This is a genomic window from Streptomyces sp. NPDC041124, from assembly GCF_055592385.1.
In genome coordinates this window covers 422,310-440,084 of sequence record NZ_JBVIYR010000006.1, presented here as the reverse complement: position 1 = coordinate 440,084, position 17,775 = coordinate 422,310, and the positions used below count along the sequence as shown (strand labels likewise).

15 protein-coding genes are annotated in these 17,775 nt (G+C 73.1%); 8 read left to right on the top strand and 7 right to left on the bottom strand.

What is annotated here, in order from left to right; genetic code table 11:
- Nucleotides 1-7 precede the first annotated feature (7 nt).
- A complete protein-coding gene (locus ACZ6A9_RS19370; protein ID WP_468987013.1) occupies nucleotides 8-2,092 on the bottom strand; it encodes an MMPL family transporter in 2,085 nt (694 codons plus the stop codon).
- Nucleotides 2,093-2,207: 115 nt separating this feature from the next.
- Complete coding sequence (locus ACZ6A9_RS19365; RefSeq protein ID WP_468987010.1) at nucleotides 2,208-2,726, bottom strand: MarR family winged helix-turn-helix transcriptional regulator; 519 nt, start codon at nucleotides 2,724-2,726, stop codon at nucleotides 2,208-2,210.
- A 154-nt stretch (nucleotides 2,727-2,880) separates the two neighbouring features.
- On the opposite strand from ACZ6A9_RS19365, the gene ACZ6A9_RS19360 reads away from it, so the two are divergent.
- Together ACZ6A9_RS19360 and ACZ6A9_RS19355 are read left to right on the top strand one after the other, a co-directional pair.
- Nucleotides 2,881-3,321: an SPW repeat protein gene (locus tag ACZ6A9_RS19360; protein ID WP_468987007.1), complete on the top strand. Its 441-nt coding sequence runs from the start codon at nucleotides 2,881-2,883 to the stop codon at nucleotides 3,319-3,321.
- Nucleotides 3,322-3,453: 132 nt separating this feature from the next.
- Nucleotides 3,454-3,717 (top strand): GlsB/YeaQ/YmgE family stress response membrane protein, encoded by a 264-nt coding sequence (locus tag ACZ6A9_RS19355; RefSeq protein ID WP_228965611.1) that lies wholly within the window; start codon nucleotides 3,454-3,456, stop codon nucleotides 3,715-3,717.
- A 138-nt stretch (nucleotides 3,718-3,855) separates the two neighbouring features.
- Here the strand turns inward: ACZ6A9_RS19355 and ACZ6A9_RS19350 are convergent, their stop codons facing one another.
- Nucleotides 3,856-4,638: a GNAT family N-acetyltransferase gene (locus ACZ6A9_RS19350; RefSeq protein WP_468987003.1), complete on the bottom strand. Its 783-nt coding sequence runs from the start codon at nucleotides 4,636-4,638 to the stop codon at nucleotides 3,856-3,858.
- An 85-nt stretch (nucleotides 4,639-4,723) separates the two neighbouring features.
- Here ACZ6A9_RS19350 and ACZ6A9_RS19345 point away from each other — a divergent pair, with 85 nt between their 5' ends.
- Nucleotides 4,724-5,209, top strand: coding sequence for a nucleoside deaminase (locus tag ACZ6A9_RS19345; RefSeq protein ID WP_468987000.1), 486 nt, complete (start codon nucleotides 4,724-4,726; stop codon nucleotides 5,207-5,209).
- A gap of 118 nt (nucleotides 5,210-5,327) precedes the next feature.
- Here ACZ6A9_RS19345 and ACZ6A9_RS19340 read toward each other — a convergent pair whose 3' ends face one another.
- Nucleotides 5,328-5,948: a chaplin gene (locus ACZ6A9_RS19340; RefSeq protein WP_468986997.1), complete on the bottom strand. Its 621-nt coding sequence runs from the start codon at nucleotides 5,946-5,948 to the stop codon at nucleotides 5,328-5,330.
- Between the two features lie 297 nt (nucleotides 5,949-6,245).
- Between ACZ6A9_RS19340 and ACZ6A9_RS19335 the strand changes: the two genes are divergently transcribed.
- From ACZ6A9_RS19335 to ACZ6A9_RS19325, 3 genes are all read left to right on the top strand, one after another.
- Nucleotides 6,246-7,847, top strand: a complete 1,602-nt coding sequence (locus ACZ6A9_RS19335) for an alpha/beta hydrolase (protein WP_468986992.1) — start codon at nucleotides 6,246-6,248, stop codon at nucleotides 7,845-7,847.
- Between the two features lie 352 nt (nucleotides 7,848-8,199).
- Nucleotides 8,200-9,297: a baeRF3 domain-containing protein gene (locus tag ACZ6A9_RS19330; RefSeq protein ID WP_468986989.1), complete on the top strand. Its 1,098-nt coding sequence runs from the start codon at nucleotides 8,200-8,202 to the stop codon at nucleotides 9,295-9,297.
- A gap of 296 nt (nucleotides 9,298-9,593) precedes the next feature.
- Nucleotides 9,594-11,027 carry a PP2C family protein-serine/threonine phosphatase gene (locus tag ACZ6A9_RS19325; RefSeq protein ID WP_468986986.1) on the top strand — a complete coding sequence of 478 codons (1,434 nt, stop codon included), beginning with the start codon at nucleotides 9,594-9,596 and terminating at the stop codon, nucleotides 11,025-11,027.
- 24 nt (nucleotides 11,028-11,051) lie between these two features.
- Here ACZ6A9_RS19325 and ACZ6A9_RS19320 read toward each other — a convergent pair whose 3' ends face one another.
- The gene (locus tag ACZ6A9_RS19320) at nucleotides 11,052-12,542 is read right to left on the bottom strand and encodes a DNA-binding protein NsdB (RefSeq protein WP_468986983.1); all 1,491 of its coding nucleotides are present in this window, start codon (nucleotides 12,540-12,542) and stop codon (nucleotides 11,052-11,054) included.
- 235 nt (nucleotides 12,543-12,777) lie between these two features.
- On the opposite strand from ACZ6A9_RS19320, the gene ACZ6A9_RS19315 reads away from it, so the two are divergent.
- The gene (locus ACZ6A9_RS19315; protein WP_468986980.1) at nucleotides 12,778-13,905 is read left to right on the top strand and encodes an aminoglycoside phosphotransferase family protein; all 1,128 of its coding nucleotides are present in this window, start codon (nucleotides 12,778-12,780) and stop codon (nucleotides 13,903-13,905) included.
- 253 nt (nucleotides 13,906-14,158) lie between these two features.
- A complete protein-coding gene (locus tag ACZ6A9_RS19310; protein ID WP_468986975.1) occupies nucleotides 14,159-16,183 on the top strand; it encodes an N-acetylmuramoyl-L-alanine amidase in 2,025 nt (674 codons plus the stop codon).
- A gap of 57 nt (nucleotides 16,184-16,240) precedes the next feature.
- Here the strand turns inward: ACZ6A9_RS19310 and ACZ6A9_RS19305 are convergent, their stop codons facing one another.
- Both ACZ6A9_RS19305 and ACZ6A9_RS19300 read right to left on the bottom strand, forming a co-directional pair.
- Nucleotides 16,241-16,738: a hypothetical protein gene (locus ACZ6A9_RS19305; protein ID WP_468986972.1), complete on the bottom strand. Its 498-nt coding sequence runs from the start codon at nucleotides 16,736-16,738 to the stop codon at nucleotides 16,241-16,243.
- A gap of 115 nt (nucleotides 16,739-16,853) precedes the next feature.
- Nucleotides 16,854-17,762: a universal stress protein gene (locus tag ACZ6A9_RS19300; RefSeq protein ID WP_468986968.1), complete on the bottom strand. Its 909-nt coding sequence runs from the start codon at nucleotides 17,760-17,762 to the stop codon at nucleotides 16,854-16,856.
- Nucleotides 17,763-17,775: the final 13 nt, after the last annotated feature.

The window sequence follows — 17,775 nt, the reverse complement described above, 5'->3', positions numbered from 1 at the left end:
GACGCGGTCAGTTCCGCGCCTCCTTGCGTTCCCTGGAGATCCGGCCCGGCCACCAGGCCACCGGTCCGAGGTCCAGGGCGAGGGCGGGCACCAGCAGGGAGCGGACGACCAGCGTGTCGAGGAGGACACCGAAGGCGACGATGAAGGCGACCTGCGCCAGGAAGGCCAGGGGGATCACTCCGAGCGCCGCGAAGGTCGCGGCCAGCACCACGCCGGCCGAGGTGATCACCCCGCCGGTGCTGACCAGTCCGCGCAGCACGCCCTGACGGGCCCCGTGCCGCAGCGACTCCTCCCGGACCCGGGACATGAGGAAGATGTTGTAGTCCACGCCGAGGGCGACCAGGAACACGAAGCCGTACAGCGGCACCGACGGGTCGGTGCCCGTGAACCCGAACAACGGGAAGACGAGGGCGGAAACGCCGAGCGTGGCGAGGAAGTTGACCGCGACGGTGGCGACGAGCAGCGCGGGCATCAGCAGCGAGCGCAGCAGCACCGTCAGCACCAGGAAGATGACGACGAGGACGACGGGGACGATGAGCCCGCGGTCCCGCTCCGCCGTCCGCAGGGTGTCGTACTGCTGCGCGGTGTAGCCCCCGACGAGGGCGTCGGCGCCGGGAACGCCGTGCAAGGACGTGCGCAGCCGGGCCACGGTGTCCTTGGCTGCGTCGCTGTCGGAGGCGGCGTCGAGGGTGACGTCGACGCGGACCCGCCCGTCGACGACCAGCGGTTCGCCGCCGGGACGTCCGGAGGCCGTGACGCCGGCCGCCGAGGCGACCCCCTCGGTGTCCTCGGCCGCGGCCACGACCTGCTCCAGCCGGCCGGCGTCGGCGATGACCACGGTGGGGTTGCCGGAGCCGCCGGGGAAGTGCTCGGAGAGGGTCTCCTGGGCGGCCACGGAGGGGGCGTCGTTGACGAAGGTCTCGTCGAGCGGAACCCCCTTGGAGGTGAGGGCCGGTGAGAAGGCGGCGAACACGACGAGGCCCGCCAGCGTGAGCGCCCACACCTTGCGCGGGGCGCGGTCGACGAGGGAGGCGACCCGCTGCCACAGCCCGTCACCGGTGCGCCGTTCCTCGGCGCTGTGCGGCTTCGCCGGCCAGTAGGCGGCGCGGCCGAGCAGGACCAGTACGGCGGGCAGGAAGGTCAGGGTGCTGAGCACGGAGCAGACGATGCCGATCGCGCCGACCGGACCGAGCGCCCGGTTGTTGGTGAGGTCGCTGAGCAGCAGGGCCAGCAGACCCAGGACGACGGTGGCGGCGCTGGCCACGACGGCACCCCAGGTCTGCTTCAGCGCGGACCGCATGGCGGTGAAACGGTCGTGCTCCGCCAGTTCCTCCCGGAAGCGGGCGGTGAGCAGCAGGGCGTAGTCGGTGGCGGCGCCGATGACGAGGATGGACAGGATGCCCTGCACCTGGCCGTCGACCCGCACGATGTCGTTCTTCGCGAGCGCGTACACCACCGCGCAGGCCAGGGCGAGCGCCATGACCGCGGAAATGATGATCACCAGGGGCAGCAGGACGCTCCGGTACACCAGGACGAGGATCACCAGGACGGCCACCAGGGCGACGCCGAGCAGCAGACCGTCGATGCCGGCGAAGGCGTCGGCGAGGTCGGCCTGGGTCGCGGCGGGTCCGGCCACCTGGACGGTGGTGCCCTCCACCTGGCCGGCCGCCGTCCGGATGCGTTCGAGTGCTTCGGCGAGCTGGTCCCCGTCGGCGGGTTCCAGCTGGACGACGCCCTGGAGCGCCTCGCCGTCCTCGGAGGGCAGCGCCGGGGAGACCTTGCCGGCGACGCCCGGGGCGTCGGCGAGGGAGGCGAGCGAGCGGGTGGCCTCGCCCTGCCGGTCCGTCACCGGACCGCCTCCGTCGGCGGTCCACAGCACGATCGCCGGAAGCGTCTCGTCCTGCCGGAAGGCCTTCTGCTCCTCGACGACCTCAGTGGACTCGGCGCTGCGCGGCAGGAAGCCGGCCTGGTCGTTGGTGGCCACCTCCCCGAGCCTGCCGGCGTAGGAACCGAAGGCCCCGCCGATGCCGAGCCACACGACGACCAGCAGGAGGGGGACGAGCCGGCGGGCCCATCGCGTTGAGGCGTTCATCGCTCTCCAGGTGCGGCGGTAATCATCTGAATAGAAAACAATCTCAATGATTGAAATAGATTGCGGTGGTGATCGTAGACCACACCGCGTCCGCCGGTACCGTCAGGCCCGGCGGTCAGGGCCGCCCGGAGGTGCCTCGGAGCGCCAGTTCCTCGTTCAACGCGGTCAGAAACCTCAGCACGACGGCGAGTTCGGCGTCGTCGAAGCGGGCGAGGACCGAACCCACCGCCTGCGCGAGCGGACGGAAGTGCGTCCGGGCCGTGGTCCTGGCGTCGGCCGCGTAGTACAGGTGGACCACCCGTCGGTCGCTGCTCTCCCGCACCCGGGTGACGTGCCCGGCGCGCTCCAGCCGGTCCACGCACGCGGTCACCGCCCCCGAGGTGAGCCCGAGGTGCTCCCTGAGCCGGCCGGGGGTCATCGGCTCGTCGGCGTCGAGGATCGCCGCGAGCGCCTGCACGTCGGTGACGTGCAGGCCGTTGTGGTGTGCGAAGCCGTGGACCATGCGGTTGATCTCGCCGTTCATCCGGCGCAGCTGCACGGCGAAAGCCTGCAGCTCGGCCGGTCCCGGCACCGGAGACCCGCCCGGTCCGCCCCGGCCCGCCGTCCGCCGCTCCTCGTCGTCTGCTCTGGCCACGGGATCACCCTATAGAAGCCCGGGCGGTCACCCTGCCCGTACACTCTCCGCCCAGCTCTACACATAAGGGAAAAATAAGTACAGAATGTAAGAGCGCGGCACTTACCGCACACCGCACACAGCGGTCAGGCCCGCTAGTCGAAGGAGACGACTCATGGCCAACGTCTCACACGCGCGCAGCGACCTCACGAGCCACCCCGACGCACCGGAGATGCGGGCACGGTACGACCGCGTGCTCGGCGGTCGCGATGTGGCCCTCGTGGACGGTCCGGTGTTCCTGCTCGGCCTCTACTGCGCGGTGTCCCCCTGGATCCTCCACTACACGACCAGCCAGCCCGCCCTCGTGACCCACAACCTCGTCGTGGGCATCGCGATCGGTGTGCTCGCCCTCGGGTTCACCGCGGCCCCGGCGCGCATGTACGGGCTCAGCTGGGCCATGTGCGCCCTGGGCGCATGGATGATCATCTCGCCGTGGATCGTCGGCAGCAGCCCTGACGCAGGGGTGATCTGGAACAACGTCATCATCGGAGCCCTCGCCGTGGTGCTGGGCGCGGTCTGCGCCGCCACGGCGGCCAGGAGCGCGCCCAAGCCGTAGGCCCGCGGCGAAAGGGGAGTCGAGCGCCGGTCCGCGTCCGCCGCGGGCCGGCGCTCTCCCGTGCGGGGCGGAGTGTCCGCGCGGCGCGGGGGCAGACGCACTGCAGCGGAAGACGCGAGGAGAAGGGGCGAGATGGAGATCGACGGCGTCATCAGTGCCATCGTCATCGGCATTGTCATCGGCATTCTGGGCCGGCTCGTGGTTCCGGGCCGGCAGCGCATCGGCATTCTGTGGACGATCCTCGTCGGCATCGCCGCCGCACTCCTCGGGTCGGCGATCGCCGCCGGCTTCGGTGTGGCCGACACCGACGGTGTCGACTGGGTGGAGTGGCTGATCCAGATCGGTCTGGCCGCGGTGGGCGTGGCCGCTCTGGACCGCTCGAAGGCCGGCCGCTAGGCCGGCCACCGGATGAGCGAAGCCGGCGTCCGGCGGCACCCCTCGACGGTGCCGCCGGACGCCGGCGTCGTGCAGCGGAGGCGGAGGAGGCCCGCGCGGCGGTCTCCTCCGTGGGAGGGGCGAACGGGCCGCGGCGCCTCACCGCACGGGCGTGTACAGATACGGCGTGGTCGACGTCACGGCGGCGAAACCGAGGCGTTCGAGGATGGGGCGGCTCTGATCGGAGGCGTCCACCTGGAGGTAGGGGTAGCCGCGGTCCGCGGCGACGCGGGCCCGGTGTGCCACCAGGGCGCGGTAGATGCCCCGGCCGCGCCAGCCCCGTACCGTGCCGCCGCCCCACAGTCCGGCGAAGCGGGTTCCCGGCGTCAGTTCCATGCGGGCCGCGCTCACCGGCTCGTCGCCGGCCAGGGCGAGCACGGCGACGACGGTGCCCGGGCAGTCGGCCAGCTGGTCGAGCAACTGTCCGCGCAGCCACGAGGCGTCGGCGTCGAACGCCCTCTCGTGCACCCCGGCCACCAGGTCGACGCCCGCCCGGTCGGTGACGGGCACGATGCGCACGCCCTCGGGCGGCCCGGCGTCGAGGGTGAGTGCGGCGGTCTCGCCGATCATCAGCGTTTCCTCCGGCTCCGGCGTGAATCCCGCCGCCACGAGCCGCTGCCCGAGGTCCGCGGGCAGGTCGTGGCCGTACAGCTTCCACTCGAAGTCGCGCTCGAGCCCGGTGAAGTACGCGACCTGCTCCGCGATCACCGCGTCGGCGTCCGCCGCCTCCAGGGCGGACCAGAGGATGCCGTTCCAGCCGTGCCCGGGGGCGGTGCGGCGCACGACGGCGCCCACTCGCTCCACGCGGGCCCCGGGGCCGTCGGGCCGCGCCCCCTCACGCATGTCACGGTCGAACAGGGACAGCAGGTCGGCGTCGTCCATGCGGGCGACTCCAGCACGGGCCGGTGCCGGTGAGCAACGGGATTAGGGTGACTGTGGATCAAGTCGCTCGTGAGGAGGCGGGACCATGGTCGTGAAGGATGACGAACTGCCGTACCTGCGGCGCTGCGTGGAGCTGGCGGCCGAGGCGCTGGAATCCGGTGACGAGCCGTTCGGTTCGGTACTGGTCGCCGCGGACGGCACGGTGCTCGCCGAGGACCACAACCGCGTCGCGTCCGGGGACCGCACCCGGCACCCGGAGTTCGAGCTGGCACGCTGGGCGGCGGCGCACCTCGCCCCCGCCGAACGGGCCGCGGCCACGGTGTACACCTCCGGCGAGCACTGCCCGATGTGCGCCGCCGCCCACGCCTGGGTGGGCCTCGGACGCATCGTGTACGTCGCTTCCTCCGAGCAGCTGGGGTCCTGGCTGACGGAGCTGGGGGTGCCCGCCCCGCCGGTGCGGACACTGCCCGTCTCCGTGGTCGCCCCGGGTGTCACCGTGGACGGTCCCGTGCCCGCGCTGACCGAGGAGATCAAGGAGCTGCACCGGCGCTTCCACCGCCGGCAGGGCTGACCTGAGAGGGCTCCGCGCGGGAATGGCCGGGCACCACCCGTGACGGGCACGACCACGGGGCCCCGCCGACCCGGACGCCGGGGCCCCGTGAGCTCGATCGTTCTCCCGGCCGGCCGGTTCAGCCGACCGCCCCCGCGCGGGCCCGGCGGTACAGCGCGGCCCCGCTCAGGAAGAGTGCCGCGCCGGTCGCGAGAGCAGGCAGCGTCCGGTCGGCTCCCGTTTCGGCGAGGGCGACGGGCTCCTGCGCGGCCGTGTGCGGAGCCGGGGCGGGCAGGGTGCGCGGTGTGGTGGCGGGCTCAGGCCGCTCCGGGCGGGCGGGGCGCTCACCTCCGGTGTTGCCGGAGGAGTTGCCGGCGGATGCGTTGCCCGCGCCGGCCACGTTCACGCTGTTGCCGCTGACGTTGACCGGGAGGTCCACGGGCAGGTGCACCCCGTTGCCGGACAGCACTCCCGGGGAGCCCTGCGTGTCGCTCCCGGTCCTCGCCCCGGTGGAGGAGTCCGCGGAAGCGCCCCGCTCTCCCGTGTCCTCGTTGACGCAGGTGTTGCCCGCGGCGGGGTTGAGGACGCCCGCCACGTTCACCGTGTTGCCGCACACGTTCACCGGGACGTGCACCGGGAGCTGGAGGGTGTTCCCCGCCACCACCCCGGGCGAGCCGACCGCGGCGCCGTCCGCCCCGGCGTCGGCGTACGCCGGCACCGCCACGGCCATCGCGCCCGACGCGGCGGCGACGGCGATCACACCGTTTCGGGTAACCCGTCTCATAGGTCCCTGCCCTTCCAGACATGGTCGCGGGCGCTCGCCCGCACCGGATAGAACGCGGCTGCGGCATCCGGGTTATGGCTCATCCGTATGCCGCAGCCGGTTCACCCCATCGGGGGTTCCGCCGCTCGAACTGCGGGCAAAGCCCCTCGAACTCCTGGCGCGTGAACACCGGGTCCGGGCCGGGGGTGCCCCCGGGTCCGGCCGACGGGCAGAGGCCGCGGGGCCCGCTTATGGTGGGCGAGGGCACCGGTCGGGGCGTCCCGGGAGGCATCGATGCTGGTCAAGCTGTCCGAGCGACTCCGTCTCCGGCGGTGCGCGATGCGCCCCTCGGTCCCGCGCTGCGCGACCGCTGGAGTGGTCGGCCTGGCCCTGCTGGGCACCGGCCTGACCGCGACCGGCCGCACCGGCTCGGAACTCGACCGGTTCTACGACCAGAAGATCGCATGGTCCGCGTGCGAGGGCATGGACCTGCCGAAGGACCTGCAGTGCGGAAAGATCACCGTTCCGCTCGACTACGCGGATCCCGGCGGGGGCACCCTCGAACTGGCCCTGGCCCGTTACCGGGCGACCGGCGACCCCCGCGGCTCGGTGGTGCTGAACTTCGGCGGCCCCGGTGGTTCCGGGGTACTCGGACTCGCCCACGGCCGCAAGGACTTCCTGGGGCTGACCGACGACTACGACGTGGTCTCCTTCGATCCCCGCGGCGTCGGCCTCTCCTCACCGGTCAGCTGTGGCACGGACGCCACCGCTCAGGCGCTGGAGGCGACCGACGGCGAGGAGATGACCGATCCGCGCGAGACGCTGCGGCAGTTGCGCGAGGTGGCGGCCGAGTGCGCCGAGCACTCGGGGCCCGTCCTCGAGCACATCGGAACCGTGGACGTCGCCCGCGACCTGGATGTGATGCGCCAGGCGCTCGGCGACAAGAAGCTCAACTACCTGGGTTTCTCCTACGGAACCCGGCTCGGCGCGGTGTACGCGGCCAAGTTCCCGCGGAAGGTGGGACGCATGGCGCTGGACGGCGTCGACACACTGACCGAGTCGCTGGCCGAGCAGGGGCTGGCGAGCGCGCGGGGACAGCAGACGGCTCTGCAGAACTTCCTCACCTGGTGCACCGAGGAACTGGCCTGCCCGTTCGGACAGGACGCGCGCACCGCCCGCACACAGGTCGTGGACCTGGTCGACTCGCTCGACGAGAACCCGGTGCCGACCGACTTCGGTTACGAGTTCACCGGTCAGGACCTGGTCGGCGCCATCGCGCAGGGCCTGTACACCAAGCAGATGTGGCCGCTGCTGCAAAGGGCGCTCGCCGAGCTCGTCGAGGACGGGGACATCAGCGGGGTCGAGGCCCTCGCGACCGGCGGTGCGGGGCTGCCCGTACCGCGGCGGACCGACGAACCCCTGACCGAACCGGAGGAGGTGCCGCTGGACAACCTGCCGGCGGCGCTGATGGCGGTGAACTGCGCGGACGACCCCGACCGGCCGGACGCCGAACGGCTGACCCGCGACGTGGCCCGCCTGCGGGCGGCGTACGAGGAGGCCTCACCGGTCTTCGGCCCGTACCGGCTCGCCCAGGTCGTGCTCTGCTACGGCCGGCCCGCGGGAACCGACTACATCCGGGAGCGGGTCAAGGACGTCGACACGGCGAGGATGCTGCTGGTGGGCACCCGGGGCGACCCCGCCACGCCGTACCGGTGGACGGTGCAGACCGCCGAGCGGCTCGGTTCCGCGGCGGTGGTGCTGGACAACCGCGACGAGGGCCACACCGGCTACGGATCGTCCGACTGCGTCCACCGCGCGATCGACGACTTCCTGCTGCACGGCTCCCTGCCGCCGAGCGGCAGTTCCTGCGGCAGCGAGAACGAGGACCGGCTCTGACCTCCTGCCGGCACCGCCGGCACGCTCACTCACCGCCGGGCCGGGCCGGGCACACGGACCGCGCCCGGCCGGGCCGTTGTGCCGCCGCGCCGGCGCCGGCCGGCGTGGCCGCACAGGGACGCCACCGCGAGCACGCACCCGGAACCGCGCTCGGGCCACCGACCCCGGCACCCGGTTGCCCGCGCGACGGTGCCACCGGTGCTCCTCGCCGTGTCGACCGCACGGCCCGCTCTCCGTCGCGCGGAGGTAGGCGGGCCCTCCCCGCCGGTCGCCGCCCCCGGGCGGGCCGGGTTCGCACGTGCGGGGCTTTGCCCCAAATGCCCTAGCGTGGAATTCGCCCTATGGTGCTGTCATGGAGCACGATCTGAGTCCCGCGACCCTTGCCGAGCTTCGCCGTCCGCGCCCCTACCCCGCGGTGTCCCTGCTGACGCCGACGCACCGGCGCGATCCCCTCAGCACCCAGGACGCCGTCCGGCTGCGCAACATGGTGTCCGAGGCCAAGAAGAAGCTGGAGGCCGATCCCGCGGTCACCCGGGACCGGCGCGCCGACGTGGCCCGGCAGCTCGACCAGGCCCTGACGGAGGTCGACCTGTCGCACAGCGAGGACGGCCTGGTGATCTTCGCCGCTCCGGGCGAGCACCAGGTGTGGTCCCTCGCCCGGAGCGTGCCCGAACGGGTCGTCGTGTCGGACACCTTCCTGACCCGCAACCTGGTCTCCGCCCACACGGCGGAGCAGCCGTTCTGGGTGCTGTCCGTGGCCGCCGACCGGGCCACTCTGTGGAGCGGCGGCGCGGACCGCGTCGCCGAGGAACACATCGGCGCCTTCCCCCTCGTGCGCGAGCAGCCGAACTTCGACCCCGAGCGGCAGGAACGGTCCGGTGACCAGCCGAGCAACTTCCGGGACGAGGACACCCGCCGGTTCCTGCGCGAGGCCGACACGGCGATGGGCGCCGTCCTGCGCCACCACCCGCGGCCGCTGTACGTCACCGGCGATCCCGCCGCACTGTCGCTGCTGAGCGAGGCCGGCAGCGCCACGGCCAAGGACGCCGTGCACGTCCCGCACGGCGGGCTGGCACACGGGACGGCCGAGGCGGTGTGGCAGGCCGTGCAGCCGGTCCTCCAGGACGAGGCGCGCAAGCGCACCGAGGACGTGTCCCGGTCGTTGGAATCGGCCCGCGGACGCAAGGAGTTCGCGGCCGGCGTGGACGAGTTGTGGCAGAGCGCCCGGGAGGGCCGGGTCCGGTTGCTGGCGGTCGAGGAGAACTACCGGATCACGGTGCGCGACGCCGGCGACCATCTGATCATCGCCGAGGACGGCGACCTGGACGCCCGCGAGGACATCGTGGACGAGATCGTCGAGCAGTGCCTGGAGACGGGCGCCGAGGTCCGCTTCGTCCCGGACGGCACCCTCGGGGACGCGGACGGCATGGCCGCGGTCCTGCGCTACTGAATGCGGGGTTACCCGCCGGTCACTCCCCGCGCACACGCCTGAACGTCGAACATGCGAGTGAGTGGATCCAGGATATCGGGTAGCCCCCAAATCCCTTGCGAATTATAAGAGTTGAGGAGCCGAACACACCCCAGGGCATACCCCTGGATAGTCCCGAGAAGACGGTGGCATATGCCAAGGGCACCGCCTGGTCGGGTGTTGCCGAATCTCTCACAGGCCCTCGCGGGCTGTGCGACAGTCGTAGCGGTCCCTCCCTCCGCCTGAAGGCCGTACCGTCCCGCATCGGAGTGCGTCTCATGCCGTCCCACCTCTCCGCGGACCGCCCCGCCGCCCAGCCGCCGCCACGCGGCCCGGTCGACGCGCTCATCTCGCAGGCCCGGCGGCTCAAGGGCGACGTGGACGCCGTACGACGCGGCACCCCGGCGGACACGACGGACCCCAGGGAACGCTGGCGGCGCGCCCTGTACGACCTGGCGCTGCACCAACTGGACGACCTCGACCAGCACTTGGCCCATCTGCGCGACGACCCGCCGATGGTGTCCGGCCCGCCTGCCGCGACAGCCGTGCCACCTCCCGACTCCCTGCTCAGCCGGGTCGGCAGCGCCGAGTGGAACCTGCTCACCGACGAAGTCAGCTGGTCCGGCGAGCTGTACCGCATCCTGGGCCGCGACCCGGCCGCACCCCCGCTCACCCTCGACGAACTGCCGTCGCTGGTCGTCGACGAGGACCGGCCCTCCCTGACCGGGATGGTCACCGGCTGTCTCGTCGACGGCCGGCCGATCGACGGCGAGTTCCGGGTCCTGCGCCCGGGCGACGGCGTACGGACCGTCCACATGATGGGCGAACCGGTGCTCGGCGCCGACGGAAGCACCGCCTCGATGTGGGCCGTGCTGCGGGACGTCAGTGAACTGCGCCGCTGCCGGCGGGCGGTGAGCGAGACCCGTGACTGGCTGCACCACCACCGGCACGCCGCCACGGGGACCGGGCAGCCGCTCGTGGTGGAGCCGCGGGAGGCCGTGCCGCCGCCGTGGCGTGGCTCCCGGCGGCTCCCGCACGACGGTCCGCGGACCCCCCACGACGGCCCGGGGACCCTGGACATCGCCGCGGCCCACCTGCCACCGTCCGCACACACCGCGGTCGGGGGCGACTGGTGCGACTCCCTGGAACTGCCCGACGGCACCACACTGCTCGGCGTCGGCGACCTGACCGGACACGGCGTCGGCGCCGTGTCCGGTACGGCGATGCTGCTCGGCGCCGTGCGCGGGATGGCGATGACCGGCATCGAGCCGGGCCCGCTGCTGGCCTGCCTGAACCGGTTACTGGACGTCGGCGCGCAGCCGGCCCTGGGCAGCGCCGTCTGCCTGCGCTACCGGCCCGCCACCCGCTCCCTGGTGTGGGCCCAGGCGGGACACCCCGCACCGCTGCTGTTCCGCGGCGGGACGGGGCGGGCACTGGAAGCTCCGCGCGGCGTACCGCTCGGCGCCGCCCCGGACTCCGCGTACGGACAGGCCGAGGAGACCCTCGAGGTCGGCGATCTGCTGCTCCTGCACACCGACTTGCTGGTGCCCGGGCACGCCGGAGCGACCGCAGCCCACCAACTCCTCCCCCTGGCTCCCGTCCTCACCGGAACCCGCACCGCGCGGGACTGCGTCCGGGCCGTGCTACGGGAGTACGGCGAGGGGGAGCGCGCGGACCACGCCTGCGTACTGGTGGCTCGGGTCGCCGCGTAGCCCCGCTCCACGGGGGCCGGGCCGTCACGTCCGGGCGGTGCCGCCCTTGCCCCGGGGTCTGGGCAGCGCCAGCTCGATCTCCTCCCTCAGTTCCTGGATCCTCGGATACGAGGAGTACTCGGCGGTGAGCCGGTACATCTGGCGCAGCCGGTCCCAGGTACGGCGCGAGGAGTTCTGCCCCATCGACACCAGGGCGAGCCGCGCGAACCGGTCCGCCTGTTCGGGATCGTCGGCGATGAAGCAGGCGGACGCCATGGACAGGAAGTCGAAGATCTTGGACCTCTGCTGTGCCTCGACCCGCAGCGCCAGCGCCTTGTCCGCGTAGTGCTGGGCGTGCGCGGCGGCGTCCGGCTCGAACTCCGCGAGCGTCCGGTACGCCAGGGCCTGCATGCCGTACAGGTCCGCCTCGTTGAACAACTGCATCCAGTTCGGCGGCGGCACGTCCCCCTTGTCGGAGACGAACAGGTCCTCGGCGCGGCCCAGGGTGCGGCGCATCGCCTGCCCCTTGCCCATGGACGCCTGCGCCCACGCCTCGATGGTGTGGAACATCGCGCGGGTGCGCGGCAGCACCTCCTCACCCGACCCGGACTGGGCGAGCTTCATCAGGTCCAGTGCCTCGTCGGGCCGCCCGAGGTGCACCATCTGACGGGCCGCCCGGGACAGCGCCTCGCCGGCACGCGGGCGGTCGCCGCCCTCCCGTGCCGCGTGGGCGGCGATGACGAAGTACTTCTGCGCCGTGGGTTCCATGCCGACGTCGTGGGACATCCAGCCGGCGAGCACGGCGAGGTTGGCGGCGACGCCCCACAGGCGCCGCTGGAGATGGGGTGGGTGGTGGTAGGCGAGCATGCCGCCCACCTCGTTGAGCTGGCCGACCACCGCCTTGCGCTGGAGGCCCCCGCCCCGGGCGGCGTCCCAGGCGCGGAACACCTCCACGGAGCGCTCCAGTTCCTCGATCTCCTGCGAGCCGATGGGAGCGGCCTCGTAGCGGTCGAAGCCGGCGGGGTCGGCGTGCAGGGGATCGTGGAGACGGGGAGCGTCGGCGGTCAGGGCCGGATCGGTGTGCAGCCAGTCGTGCATGGCGCTGCTGAGTGCGGAGCCCGCGGTGAGCGCGGCGCCCGCGCCCACCAGGCCGCGTCGGTTGAGCATGAGGTCCATTCCCGTGAATTCGGTGAGGACCTCGGCTGTCCGCTCGGGCGCCCACGGCACTCCGTCGGGATGTTCCGCACTCCCGGGGCGTGGCCGTTTCCCCGTACGCCCGTGCCGGACCAGACCGAGATCCTCGATGGTCACGACACGGCCGAGACGCTCGGTGAACAGGGCTGCCAGCACCCGCGGTACGGGATCGCGCGGGATCTCTCCCATGTCGATCCACCGCCGCACCCGGGAGGTGTCGGTCGCCAGCTGGGGGTGGCCCATGGCCGCCGCCTGCCGGTTGACCAGCCTCGCGAGTTCGCCCTTGGACCAGCCGGCCAGGCCGAACAGGTCCGAGAGCCGGGTGTTGGGTTGTCCGCTCACGTCAAGCCCCCAGGTTCTCGGCTGAGTTGACAGTAGCCCGGTGCGGGTTGCCGGGCGACTATTCGCCAGGGTTCGCCAGGGTGCGCCAGATGGTGTGCCAGGGGCCATCCGGTGTCGAGTAGGAACGCGCCACCACGACCCCGTCGCCGCAGGGGCATTCCCCCAGGGTGCGGCCGGGCGGCCGGGCCTGGTGGTGCACTGACGTCGCAGGCACACGAAGGGATCTGTATCACCCATGTACGCAGCATCGTCCTCCGTGTCCGCCCCGCCCCGGCCGCTGCGTCCGCGTCCGTCGGACAGTGGCCCCTACCTCGCCCCTGCGCGCCCGGCTGCCCCCGTCCTCGGCGCGGGCAGCGCACGGCGCACAGCGGGACCGGGCACCCAGCCGCTCAGCGGGAGGCTCGACCTGTCCGGTCCGCAGGGTGCCCAGCTGCGCACCGCGCTGGCCTCGGTGCACCGCATCTGCCCGGAGTTCGCGCCGGTCCAGGTGCTGCGCCGCACCGGCAGGTCCGTGCTGCTGGTCGGCACCACCGGGCGCAGTACCGCGGTCGCGAAGTGCTTACTGGACCACTCCCCCGCGTGGAGTGAGCGGATCCGCCACGAAATAGCGGCATACCGCTCGTTCGTCCGGCACCGCCCCCCCGTGCGGGTGCCCCGGCTGATCGCAGCGGATCCGGACAACTGCACGCTGGTGATCGAGCGGTTGCCCGGCCGGGTGGTGGCGCTCCAGCGGCACCCGGCGGAGGCGCCACCGCGGGCGGACATCAGGGCGGCACTCGGCGCGATCTGCCGGCTGAACTCCTGGCGGCCGCCGGCCGGGACGTTCGACGCCCCGCTGGACTACGCGGCCCGCATCTCCCGCTACCACGAGCTGGGGCTGCTCACCGACCGGGACCTCGGCGACCTGCAGAAACTCCTGCACGGCATCGCGCTGGCGACCGGACGCCAGGGCATGGGCCAGTTCTGCCACGGCGACGCGCTGCTGTCGAACATCCTGATCTCGCCGGCCGGACCGGTGCTGGTCGACTGGGAGCACGCCGGCTGGTACCTGCCGGGCTACGACCTGGCGACGCTCTGGTCGGTCCTCGGGGACGCGCCGGTGGCCCGTCGCCAGATCAGCCAGATCGCCCAGTCGGCCGGACCCGCCTCACGGGACGCCTTCCTGGTGAACCTGATGCTGGTGCTGACCCGGGAGATCCGCACCTACGAGACGGCGGTGCAGCGCTCGATGCACGAGACGGCCCCGGCCGCGCACCCCAGTGGCGCGGCTTCCGGCGAGGAGCAGCGGCTGCTGCTGCGCCGCCTGCACGACGACTGTCAGCTCGCCCGACGAGCTGTGCGCGCGGCGGTGGGCACCCGCTGAACCCGTTCGACTGCCCGCGGCGGCGGGCAGTCGAGCGAGGGAGTCAGCCCGGACCCGGCGGGCTGCGCCACCTCCACCGGGGACGCCCACCCGGGGACCATTGGTGTACGCCACTGACGCACCGCAGGTCCCGACCGGCCAGAGAACGCAGGCTCCTGAGCATGATTGACGGATGGTCAGCCGACCGGTAGCACTGACTCGCACCGCTCGGCTCCACACGGCGTACCGTGCCCGTCCGTCCCAGGAGGCTGCATTGCGACCACCCCCCACCGACCCCGTCCGCACGACCGGCCGGACCCGGCGCGCCCCCCTCCCCCACTCCCACTTTCGACTTCGCTCGAACAGGGGGACCCCCACGAGCGGGCGGAAGTCCATCGCCCTGCGCATCCTCGCCGCGGCCGCTCTGACGCTGCCCCTGCTGGGCGTCGCGCCCACCCCCGCCCCGCCGGCCGCCTCCCGTCTCCAGCAGGCGTTCGCCGACGCGTCCGCCCGGTACGACGTGCCGCGGAGCGTGCTGCTGGGCGTCTCCTACCTGCAGTCACGCTGGGACGCGCACGGCGGGGCACCGAGCGTGACCGGCGGCTACGGGCCGATGCACCTCACGGACGCCCGTACCGCGCTCGCCGCGTCCGAGCACCACGGCGAGGGCACGGAGGATCCCCGCGGCGACGACGCCCGCCCGCCGCTGCGTCCCGAGACGCGGGCGCCGCGCACCAGCGACCTGCCGGACCGGCTGACCACGCTGCCCGAGGCGGCCCGGCTGACCGGTCTCAGCCCCGAGCGGCTGCGGGAGGACCCGGCCGCGAACGTGGCGGGTGGTGCCGCCCTGCTGGCCGAGGCACAGCGGCGGCTGGGTGTGCCGGGGAGCGACGACCCGGCCGACTGGTACGCGGCCGTGGCGCTCTTCTCCGGCGCCGACGACGCCGCGACGGCCGCGGCGTACGCGAACGACGTCTTCGAGGTGATCCGCGCCGGCGAGGAACGGGTCACGGACGCGGGACAGCGCGTCGCGCTGCCCGCCCGCCCCGGCCTCGAGCCCGAGACGTCGGCCCTGGCCCGCGCCGGACTGAGGGGGGCCTCCGCCGCCGGCACCGAGTGTCCGAGGACCGTGTCGTGCGAGTGGATCCCGGCACCGTACGCGGAGTTCGGGGACGGCGACTACGGCAACCACGACCTGGGGAACCGGCCCGCCTCGCAGGCGATCCGGTACATCGTCGTCCACGACACGGAGGGCGCCTGGGAGGGCGTCCTCGACATGGTGCAGGATCCCACCTACGTGTCCTGGCAGTACAGTCTGCGCTCCACCGACGGTCACATCGCCCAGCACGTGAAGGCCAAGGACGTGGCCTGGCACGCGGGCAACTGGTACGTCAACGCGGGCTCGATCGGCCTGGAGCACGAGGGTTTCCTGGCGGAGCCGGACGCCTGGTACACCGAGGCGATGTACCGGTCCTCGGCCCGGCTGGTGAAGTACCTGGCCGGCAAGTACGGCATTCCGCTGGACCGGCAGCACATCCTCGGCCACGACACGGTGCCGGGAACGACGGCGGCCACCATCGCCGGCATGCACACCGACCCGGGGCCCTACTGGGACTGGCGGCACTACTTCGAGCTGCTGGGCCGCCCCCTGGAGGCGACGGCCGGCCGTAACTCCGGCGTGGTCACCATCCGCCCCGACTACTCCGCCAACCGGCCGGTCTTCACCGGCTGCGAGAGCGCGGGCGAGCCCTGCGCCACGCACGGGTCCAGCGCGGTGCGGCTGTACTCCGACCACGACGAGAGCTCCCCGCTGATCAGGGACATCGGCCTCGGCTCGGCGCCGTCCACCGGGGTGAACGACCTGTCCTCCCGGGTCTCCACCGGGCAGCAGTACGCGGTCGCCGACCGCTGGGGCGACTGGACCGCCATCTGGTACCTCGGACAGAAGGCGTGGTTCAGGAACCCGGCGAAGCAGCCCACCGCGGTCCCCGCCAGGGGCAAGGTCGTCACCCCGCGCGAGGGACTCGACTCGGTGCCCGTGTACGGCAGGGCGTATCCGGAGAAGGAGGCCTACCCGGAGGGCGTGCCGGCGCAGACGGTGTCACCGCTGCCGTACACGGTGCTGAAGGGCCAGAAGTACGTGACCGGGGGCAAGGTGCCCGGGGAGTACTACTACGCGGTGGCCTTCGACGGTGCGTCGCACCGGGTGGTGCGGGGCGAGGACCAGTACTACGAGATCCAGTTCGGTCACCGGGTCGGCTTCGTGCGGGCGGCGGACGTCACGCTGACGTCGTCGTAGCGGCGCGGCGGACGCGACGGTGAAGGGCCGGGTTCCGCCGGAACCCGGCCCCGGCAGTCAGCCCTGCTGGAACAGTTCCGCGGGCAGTGGCTTGAGGAGGGCGTACAGGTCGTCGGTGATGGGGCGGTCCCATGCGGCGATGGTCACCAGGACGTTGTCGCTGCGGTCGAACTGCACGCAGGAGATCCGGCTCTCGGAGAGTTTGACGCGGCGCACGATCAGCAGGTTGTCGCCCTGCATCACCGGCATGTCCTCGGTGCCGACGACGGTCACCTCCTCGTCGTTCTCCAGCGCCAGCAGCAGCTGTCCGACCTCGAAGGGGACCTCGCCCTCGGGGACCTCCCGGGCCGGCGAGCCCGCGGGTAGATTGCCGATGATCATCGCCGGGCCGCGGCCGCCGAACAGGTCGTACCGCAGGAAGACACCCTGGCAGCTTCCGTCGGGGGCGGGCAGTAGCCCGGCGCCCAGATTGCCGGGCCAGTCGCCCGGGTCCATGGCCAGAACGTCGAAGTCGGGCCCGGCGGGCGTGGCACTGCGGCGGCGGAGGAACGACATGCCGCCATGGTACGTGCCCGGACCGGCATGCGGACGCTCGGGCGAGCTCCTCGGTCCACCCCGCCGGCCGGTGCCGCAGCGCGGGACGGGGAGACCCCAGGGCCCTCGACCGGACCTACCCGGGCACCTCCTCCCCCGGACTCGGCGGGACCACCGCCACCGGGCTCTCCGCATGGAGCAGGACCGCCTGGGTGACCGACCCCATCATCCGGGCGGGCGCCAGCAGACGGCGCCGGTGGCGCCCCACGATCACCAGCTCCGCGTCCCGGGAGGCCTCGACCAGATGGCCCGCGGCATCCCCCGGTAGCACCACGATCTCGGTCGTGACCCCCGCGTGCCGTTCCCAATGCGGTGCGAGGAACCCCTCGGCGAGGATCCTCGTCTCATGCTCGACCGCGCCCCGGTCGATGTCCGGGGGCGGCATCTCCCCCGGCAGCATCCAGGTCTGCAGCGGCCACGGATAGGCGACGACGATCCGCAGCCGGCCGCCGCGCAGCGCGGCCTCGGCGAAGGCGAAGCCGAGCGTGGCGTCGTCGGGGCTGTCGGCGTTCATGCCGACCACCACGGGCCGGCCCGGCCGGGCCGGCGCCCCGTCGTCGCCCTGCCCCGGGCGGGGCACCACGACGACCGGGCACTCGGCGTCCCGGGCCGCCGCCAGGGAGTTGGAACCGAGCAGCAGGCTCGCGAAGCCGCCACGTCCTCGCGAGCCGAGCACCAGCAGTGCGGCCGTCGCCCCCATCTCGGGCAGCAGCGCGCCGGGCGCGCCCTCCAGCGCGACGTACTCGACGGCGGGGAGCGCGTCCTGCTTCGCCAGGTGTGTGCGCACCTGGTCGAGGACCGGGTCCTCGTCGGGGCCGGGCGGCCCGGCCGCCGGCACTTCGGGCTGGGTCCAGGGGGCGTACTGGCGCACGTGCGCGATCCGCAGCGTGGCCTCGCGCCGGCGGGCGGCGTCGAGGGCCCACTCCAGGGCACGCAGGCTGTCTTCGGAACCGTCGACCGCCGCGACGACCGGCTGGGTACTCATCATTCCTCGCCTC